The organism is Streptomyces sp. NPDC057137 (assembly GCF_042670825.1).
Classification (GTDB): Bacteria; Actinomycetota; Actinomycetes; order Streptomycetales; family Streptomycetaceae; genus Streptomyces.
In genome coordinates this window covers 65,547-72,745 of the sequence record NZ_JBHUUW010000041.1, presented here as the reverse complement: position 1 = coordinate 72,745, position 7,199 = coordinate 65,547, and the positions used below count along the sequence as shown (strand labels likewise).

Below are 7,199 nucleotides of genomic sequence, written 5' to 3'. Positions count from 1 at the left end.
GGGGCGTCGGCCGTCTCCGGCCGCCGCCCCCTCCCCCGTCACCGGTGCTTCCCGTGCCTCAGAGCCTGTCGGCTCTTACGGCTTGGGCGTGGCGTGCGGTGCGCACGTCACGTCGCGGCTGTCCAGCGCGCCGCTGAGCAGATACGACTCGACCCGGTCGTTGATGCATGCGTTCGCCACATTGGTGATGCCGTGCGAACCGGCGTCCCGCTCGGTGATCAGGCGTGAGCCCTTGAAGCGCTTGTGCAGCTCGACGGCGCCCTCGTACGGGGTGGCGGCGTCTCGCGTGGACTGCGCGATCAGTACAGGCGGCAGGCCCCGACCCGTCCCGACCTCGACCGGTGTCTGCTGTTCCACGCCCCAGGTGGCACAGGGCAGGTTCATCCAGGCGTTGGCCCAGGTGAGGAACGGGTGGTCGCGGTGGAGCCGGGTGTTGTCCCGGTCCCAGGTGCGCCAGCTCGTGGGCCACTTGGCGTCGGCGCACTCGACGGCGGTGTAGACCGCGTTGCTGTTCTCGGCACGCGCGTTGCCCACCGTGTCGAGAAGGTCGGGCGCGGCGGCGTCGACGAGCGCCTGGGTGTCTCCGGCCAGGTACTTGCTCCAGGTGTCGGCGACCGGCACCCAGCTGGAGTCGTAGTACGGAGCGCCCTGGAACAGGGCGATAAGTTCGGCCGGTCCCACGACGCCGCCGATCGGGTCCTTCTTGGCGGTGGCGCGGAGCTTCTCCCACTGCTGCTGGACCTTCGCGGCGGTGTCGCCGATGTGGAACGCCGCGTCGTTCTCGGCGACCCACTTCTTCCAGTCGTCGAAGCGCTTCTCGAAGGCGACGTCCTGGTCCAGGTTGGCCTGGTACCAGATCTTCTCCTTCGACGGGTTGACCACGCTGTCCAGCACCATGCGTCGCACATGGGACGGGAAGAGCGTGCCGTAGACGGCGCCCAGGTAGGTGCCGTAGGAGACACCCACGTAGTTGAGCTTCTTGTCGCCGAGCGCGGCCCGCAGGACGTCCAGGTCACGCGCGGTGTTGGGCGTCGTCATGTGCGGCAGCATCCAGCCGCTGCGCTCCTTGCAGCCGTCCGCGTACTCGGCCGCGAGCTTGCGCTGGGCGCGCTTGTCGGCCTCGTTGTCGGGGACGGGGTCGGCCTTGGGAGCCTTGACGAACTCCTGCGGGTCGATGCAGGAGATGGGCGTCGAGCGCCCGACTCCGCGCGGGTCGAAGCCGACGAAGTCGTACGCCTTCGCGGCGTCCGCCCAGATGGCGTTCTTGGTCACGACGCGGCGCGGGAACGCCATGCCGGAACCGCCGGGGCCACCGGGGTTGTAGACGAGGGAGCCCTGACGCTCACTCGCACCGCCCGTGTTGCCGATCCGGTCGACGGCTATCTTGATCTGCTTGCCGTTCGGACGGGCGTAGTCGAGCGGGACGGTCACGTAGCCGCACTGGATCGGCTTCTCCAGGGCCCAGTCGGCCGGGCAGTCCGCCCAGTCGATGCCCTTCTTCGCGGCCCGCTCGGCCGCGACCTCGGCACCGGCCGCCTGGGCGTTCCGGGTCCTCTGTTCCTTGCTCCGCTCGGACGAGCCGCTGTCGGCGCGGCCGTCGGCGCTCGCCGACGTGGCGGCGAGCGTGGTCGCTATGAGCGTGCCCGCGAGCAGAGTGCCGGCCGAGCCGAGCACTGCTGTGCGTCTCAAGTGGTACCTCCCCCTGTATGGCGCGCCGCGCGCTGCGGCGCTGTTCGTAGGGTTACCGAGGGGATCATTTCGTCTCAAGGCCTGCCGAGAACAGGCCAAACCGCGGAATCTTTGCCGAACCGATAGCCGGTGACTCCTGTTCCGCTCAGCGGTACAGGTCCGCCAGGGCGTCGTCCAGGACCCGGCGCAGCGCTCGGGCGTCCGGGGCGAGCGCGGTCACCAGCGCTCCTGAACCGGCCAGCGGGGTGAGTACGGCGGTGTCGCCGAGCAGCCGGGGGGTGACCGGTTTCTCCTCGAACTCCGGTGCGACCACGAGGAGTTGGCCGACGGCCCGGTGTCCGCCGATGACGGCTCCGCCGTCCCAGCCGCCGGGTGCGCCGGGGCCGAGGGCGAGTTGCTGGTCGAGCAGCGGGCGGCCGGCGCGGTGCACGGTGAGCCGGGTGGTGAGGGTGCCCGGGGGTTCGTCGTGGCGGCCGAGGATCTGTTCCTCGCGCAGCACCAGCCGGGCGGTGCGCTTGAGTTCGACGCGGGTGCGGGCCCGCAGGTCGCTGCCGGTGACGGAGATGAGCTGCTCGGGCAGCCAGTGCAGTACGGCGCTCTCGCCGACGGTCAGGCGCAGGTCGTAGCCCGCGTGGTCGGCGGGCTGGTCGCCGGTGCGGCGGCCGGGGAGCGCGATCATGGCGGCCGCCGCGTCCACGGTGAGCGCGGCCCCGTCCCGTACCTCCGCTTCGAGGGCGAGCCGGTCGCCGCCGAGCGGCGCGCTCATCGCGCCGACGACGGTGACGCGCGCGTGGGTGGCGGTCGCGGTGCCCGGTGTGCCGGCCCGCCCGGTGGCGGTGGCGCGCGTACGGCGCAGTGCCAGGGGGCCGTCGCTCTCCAGCACGGGCAAGGCCGTGCCGCCGCGTCCGTCGGGCGCGGCGGTGATCCGGGCGGTGGCGTGGACGCTCATGCGGTCCAGGCGGTGAACCGCGCGCGTACCCACTCGGCCACCGGGGCCACGCCGTCCGGGCCGGTGAGCGAGGTGAACAGGACGGGGAGTTCGCCGCGTTGCTCCTTGGCGTCGGAGGCCATGCGCCCGAGGTCGGAGCCGACGTACGGCGCGAGGTCGGTCTTGTTGATCACCAGCAGGTCGGAGGTGGTGACGCCGGGGCCGCCCTTGCGGGGGATGTCGTCGCCGCCGGCGACGTCGATGACGAAGATCTGCGCGTCGACGAGGCCCTTGGAGAAGGTGGCGGTGAGGTTGTCGCCGCCGGACTCGACGAGGATCAGGTCGAGCGGTCCGACGGAGTCCTCCAGGTCCTCGACGGCCTCGAGGTTGGCGGAGATGTCGTCGCGGATCGCGGTGTGCGGGCAGGCCCCGGTCTCGACGGCCTGGATCCGCTCGGCGGGCAGCACGGCGTTGCGCAGCAGGAACGCCGCGTCCTCCCGGGTGTAGATGTCGTTGGTGACGACGGCGATGGACATCTGGTCGCGCAGCGCCCGGCAGAGGGCGGCGACGGTCGCGGTCTTGCCGGAGCCGACGGGCCCGCCGAGGCCGATGCGCAGGGCACGCCGGGAGCCGTCGGGGCGGGTGGCCCCGGCGCCGTGGCTGTGCGGGTCGCGATAGGGGTCGGTGTACGGGTCGGCGTGGTCGAGGTGCACGGTGCGGCTCCTTCGGGGTCGTGCGGCGGGGCTCGGTGACGGTTACGAGGCGAAGAGGCGGACCGCCCAGGCCGCGTGCGCCTCGGCGGTGATGTCGAGCAGCGGCGCCGACGCGGCGGGCAGGGCGCCGGGCCCTTTCCGTACGGCGCGGTGCGCGGTGGCCACCGCGTGCCGCGCGGTCTCGTCGATGTCGGGTGCCAGCCGCGCCAGGACGCCGGTCGCGTCGAAGGGGTCCAGGCTCAGCAGGCGTACGGCGGCGGTGGCCGGGCCGCTGACCGTCTCGTACAGGACGCAGTGCGCGGCGTCCTCGGGTCCGAGTCCGGCCGACCGTGCGGCGAGGCCGAGGACGATCGGCTGGTGGGCGCCGCGCGGGCGGGCCGCCGCCAGGGCGGTGAGTTCCGGGCTCGGCCAGGTGGCGCGTGCGGCGCGCATCATCTGGCGGCCGAGTTTGCGGGCGGTGGCGCGCAGGGCGGGTGAGGGGGTGCGGGCGTCGGCGGCCTCGTCCAGCGCGAGGGGGTCGACGCCGAGTACGGCCGCGGCGGCGAGCGCGGCGGCGGTGAGGCCGGTGGTGTGGAGCCGGCCCCGGCAGAAGGACGCCAGGTCGCGGGCGTCGGTGAGCCGCCCCGCGCGGACGGCCGGCTCGGCGCCGCCCGAGTGGGCGTGGCCACCGGCCGGAAACCGCCCGTCGGCGAGGACGAGGAGCGCGGCGCGGCTCATCGGCAGCCCATCAAAAGAGGAAGTAGCGCTGGGCGAGGGGCAGTTCGGCGGCGGGCGCGGGTTCCACCACATCGCCGTCGATCGTCACCGTGAAGGTGTCGGGGTCGACCTGGACGCGCGGCAGGGCGTCGTTCTGCCGCATGTCGGCCTTGCCGACGGAGCGGGTGTTCTCGATCGCCACGAACCGTTTGCCGAGGCCGAGGCGTTCGGGCAGCGCGTCCTCGATCGCCGTCTGCGCGACGAAGTTGAACGAGTTGCCGGCCGGGGCCGTGCCGGTCGCGCCGAACATGGGCCGGGGCATGACGGGCTGCGGGGTGGGGATGGACGCGTTGGCGTCGCCCATCTGCGCGTACGCGATCTGGCCGCCCTTGACGACCAGTTGGGGCTTCACGCCGAAGAACGCCGGGTCCCACAGGACGAGATCGGCGAGCTTCCCGGTCTCCACGGAGCCGATCTCGTGGCTGAGTCCCTGTGCCACGGCCGGGTTGACGGTGTACTTGGCGACATAGCGGCGGACCCGGTGGTTGTCGGCCCGGCCGTCGCCGGGCAGCGCGCCCCGGCGCTTCTTCATGACGTGCGCGGTCTGCCAGGTCCGCAGGATGACCTCGCCGATGCGGCCCATGGCCTGGGCGTCGGAGGAGATGATCGAGATCGCTCCGAGATCGTGCAGGATGTCCTCGGCCGCGATGGTGGTCGGCCGGATCCGGGACTCGGCGAAGGCCAGGTCCTCGGGGACCGCCGGGTTGAGATGGTGGCAGACCATCAGCATGTCGAGGTGTTCGTCGATGGTGTTGACGGTGTGCGGCCGGGTCGGGTTGGTCGAGCTGGGCAGGACGTACGGCTCCGACACCACCGTGATGATGTCGGGCGCGTGGCCGCCTCCCGCGCCTTCCGAGTGGTACGCGTGCAGGGTCCGCCCGGCGACGGCGGCGAGCGTGTCGGCGACGAATCCGGCCTCGTTGAGTGTGTCGGTGTGGATGGCGAGCTGGACGCCCGTCTCCTCGCAGACGCCGAGGCAGGCGTCGATGACGGCCGGGGTCGCGCCCCAGTCCTCATGGATCTTGAACCCGACGGCGCCGCCCCGCAGTTGGGAGTACATGGCCTCGCGCGACATGGTGTTGCCCTTGCCGAGCAGCCCGATGTTGACGGGCGACGACTCCAGGGCCGCGAACATCCGCGCCAGATGCCAGGGGCCGGGGGTGGCGGTGGTGGCCTTCGTGCCCTCGGCGGGTCCCGTGCCGCCGCCGACGAGGGTGGTGATGCCGGAGGAGAGTGCCTGGTCGATGAGGGTCGGCGAGATGAAGTGGACGTGGGCGTCGACGGCTCCGGCGGTGAGGATCTTGCCGTTGCCCGCGATGATCTCGGTCTCGGGTCCGATGACGAGGTCGGGGTGGACCCCGTCCATGGTGTCCGGGTTGCCGGCCTTGCCGATGCCGGTGATCCTGCCGTCCCGGATGCCGATGTCGGCCTTGACGATGCCCCAGTGGTCGATGATCACGGCGCCGGTGATCACGGTGTCCGGGGCGCCCTCGGCCCGGGTCGTACGCGACTGGCCCATCGACTCGCGGATCACCTTGCCGCCGCCGAACACCGCCTCGTCACCGGCGAGCCCGGGGCCGCCGGAGCGGTCCTCCTCGATCTCGACCAGGAGGTCGGTGTCGGCGAGCCGGATGCGGTCGCCGGTGGTGGGGCCGAAGAGGTCGGCGTAGACGGCTCTGTTCAGCTCAGGCATCGAGGGGACCTCCGACCTCGCCGCGCAGGCCCGGCACGACGCGGCGTCCGGTGAGCGGGACGAGTTCGACGTCGACGGGGATGCCGGGCTCGAACCGTACGGACGTGCCGGCGGCCACGTTCAGCCGCAGGCCGCGCGCGGCCGCGCGGTCGAACCGCAGACCGGGGTTGGTCTCGGCGAAGTGGTAGTGGGAGCCGATCTGGACGGGCCGGTCGGCGGCGTTGAGCACGGTGAGGCGGGTGACGGGGCGGCCCTCGTTGAGGGGCACGGCGTCGTCGGCGTACAGGATCTCTCCGGGAATCATCGGCGCGCTCCCCCGTCAGACGATCGGGTCGTGGACGGTGACGAGCTTGGTGCCGTCCGGGAAGGTGGCCTCCACCTGGACGTCGTGGATCATCTCGGGGATGCCCTCCATGACGTCGTCGCGGGTGAGCACCTTGCGGCCGGACGCCATGAGTTCGGCGACGGTACGGCCGTCCCTGGCGCCTTCGAGGAGGTGCGAGGTGATCAGGGCGACCGCCTCGGGGTGGTTGAGACGCAGCCCGCGCGCCAGCCGTCTGGTCGCCACGTCGGCGGCCACATGGATGAGCAGACGTTCCTGCTCGTGCGGGGTCAACTGCACGTTTCCACCTCACTGTTGCGGCCCGGTCCGGCCTGGAGCCCGTCGTCGCCCGCCTCGAATTCAACACTCTGTTGAACGCGCGCAGGGAGCTCACAGCCAGGCATTGCACGTTACGGCGGAAGTTTTTCCGGCAGGTTAACCGGCCTTTTGCTCACCCATGGACATCAGCCCGCGCAGGCCGTTCTGCACGACCACGACAGGGACCTCGCCGAACAGCGCCTGCTGGGCGGCGAAGCCCTGGGCGACGGCGATCATCGTGCGGGCGACGTGCTCCGGCGGGATGTCGGCGCGCATCAGCCCCGCCGCCTGGTACGCCTCGACGACCTTGATCCAGGCGCCGTGCATCTTGTCGTACCCGGTCCGCATCGCCGTCGCGAGCGACTCGTTGCGCAGGGTCTCCCCCCACACCTGGACGATCAGCCGGGAGATCCCACTGGGGCCGGCGGCGCCCGGGACGAACTCCCCGGCCAGCACCCGCCCCATCACCTGGCCGATCAGCACGTCGGGCGGCTCGGGAGGACCCTGGAGCGCCGCTTCCTCGAAGGCGTCCCTGATGCCGTCGAGAACCTCGTTGACGATGGCCCCGATCAGCTCCTCCTTGCCGCTGAAGTAGCGGTAGACGGCGCCGGCCGAGAGATCGACCTCGCGCAGCACGTCGTGCATCGAGGTGGCGTGGAAGCCGTTGCGCGTGAAACAGCGCGTGGCGCCGTCGAGGATCTGGCGCCTGCGGGCGTCCAGGTGCTGCTGCGATACACGGGCCATGCGCTAAACCTAAAACGAACATTCCTTCTTGACAAG

At 71.7% G+C, this 7,199-nt stretch carries 8 protein-coding genes; all 8 read right to left on the bottom strand.

Going from position 1 to position 7,199, the window contains the following annotated elements; all coding sequences use genetic code 11:
• Positions 1 to 75: 75 nt before the first annotated feature.
• The gene (locus tag ACFT9I_RS27385; protein ID WP_382568484.1) at positions 76 to 1,689 is read right to left on the bottom strand and encodes an alpha/beta hydrolase; all 1,614 of its coding nucleotides are present in this window, start codon (positions 1,687 to 1,689) and stop codon (positions 76 to 78) included.
• 145 nt (positions 1,690 to 1,834) lie between these two features.
• On the bottom strand, positions 1,835 to 2,638 hold the full coding sequence (locus ACFT9I_RS27380; RefSeq protein ID WP_382568482.1) for an urease accessory protein UreD: 804 nt from the start codon (positions 2,636 to 2,638) through the stop codon (positions 1,835 to 1,837).
• Positions 2,635 to 3,330: an urease accessory protein UreG gene (gene ureG / locus ACFT9I_RS27375; RefSeq protein WP_382568480.1), complete on the bottom strand. Its 696-nt coding sequence runs from the start codon at positions 3,328 to 3,330 to the stop codon at positions 2,635 to 2,637. Before ureG ends, ACFT9I_RS27380 begins: the two co-directional genes overlap by 4 nt.
• A gap of 42 nt (positions 3,331 to 3,372) precedes the next feature.
• Entirely contained in the window at positions 3,373 to 4,047 is a 675-nt protein-coding gene (locus ACFT9I_RS27370) for an urease accessory protein UreF (RefSeq protein ID WP_382568478.1), read from the bottom strand.
• A gap of 10 nt (positions 4,048 to 4,057) precedes the next feature.
• Positions 4,058 to 5,779 carry an urease subunit alpha gene (locus ACFT9I_RS27365; protein WP_382568476.1) on the bottom strand — a complete coding sequence of 574 codons (1,722 nt, stop codon included), beginning with the start codon at positions 5,777 to 5,779 and terminating at the stop codon, positions 4,058 to 4,060.
• A complete protein-coding gene (locus tag ACFT9I_RS27360) occupies positions 5,772 to 6,083 on the bottom strand; it encodes an urease subunit beta (protein WP_354607654.1) in 312 nt (103 codons plus the stop codon). The genes ACFT9I_RS27365 and ACFT9I_RS27360 overlap by 8 nt, the downstream gene beginning before the upstream one ends.
• Positions 6,084 to 6,098: 15 nt before the next feature.
• Positions 6,099 to 6,401, bottom strand: a complete 303-nt coding sequence (locus ACFT9I_RS27355; RefSeq protein WP_069626722.1) for an urease subunit gamma — start codon at positions 6,399 to 6,401, stop codon at positions 6,099 to 6,101.
• A 135-nt stretch (positions 6,402 to 6,536) separates the two neighbouring features.
• Positions 6,537 to 7,163 (bottom strand): TetR/AcrR family transcriptional regulator, encoded by a 627-nt coding sequence (locus tag ACFT9I_RS27350; RefSeq protein WP_382568473.1) that lies wholly within the window; start codon positions 7,161 to 7,163, stop codon positions 6,537 to 6,539.
• Positions 7,164 to 7,199 lie beyond the last annotated feature (36 nt).

Bases quoted from the DNA above. Each gene is read 5' to 3' on its own strand.
- ACFT9I_RS27380 (WP_382568482.1), bottom strand. From the start codon at position 2,638: ATGAGCGTCCACGCCACCGCCCGGATCACCGCCGCGCCCGACGGACGC.
- ACFT9I_RS27370 (WP_382568478.1), bottom strand. From the start codon at position 4,047: ATGAGCCGCGCCGCGCTCCTCGTCCTCGCCGACGGGCGGTTTCCGGCC.
- ACFT9I_RS27365 (WP_382568476.1), bottom strand. From the start codon at position 5,779: ATGCCTGAGCTGAACAGAGCCGTCTACGCCGACCTCTTCGGCCCCACC.
- ACFT9I_RS27360 (WP_354607654.1), bottom strand. From the start codon at position 6,083: ATGATTCCCGGAGAGATCCTGTACGCCGACGACGCCGTGCCCCTCAAC.
- ACFT9I_RS27350 (WP_382568473.1), bottom strand. From the start codon at position 7,163: ATGGCCCGTGTATCGCAGCAGCACCTGGACGCCCGCAGGCGCCAGATC.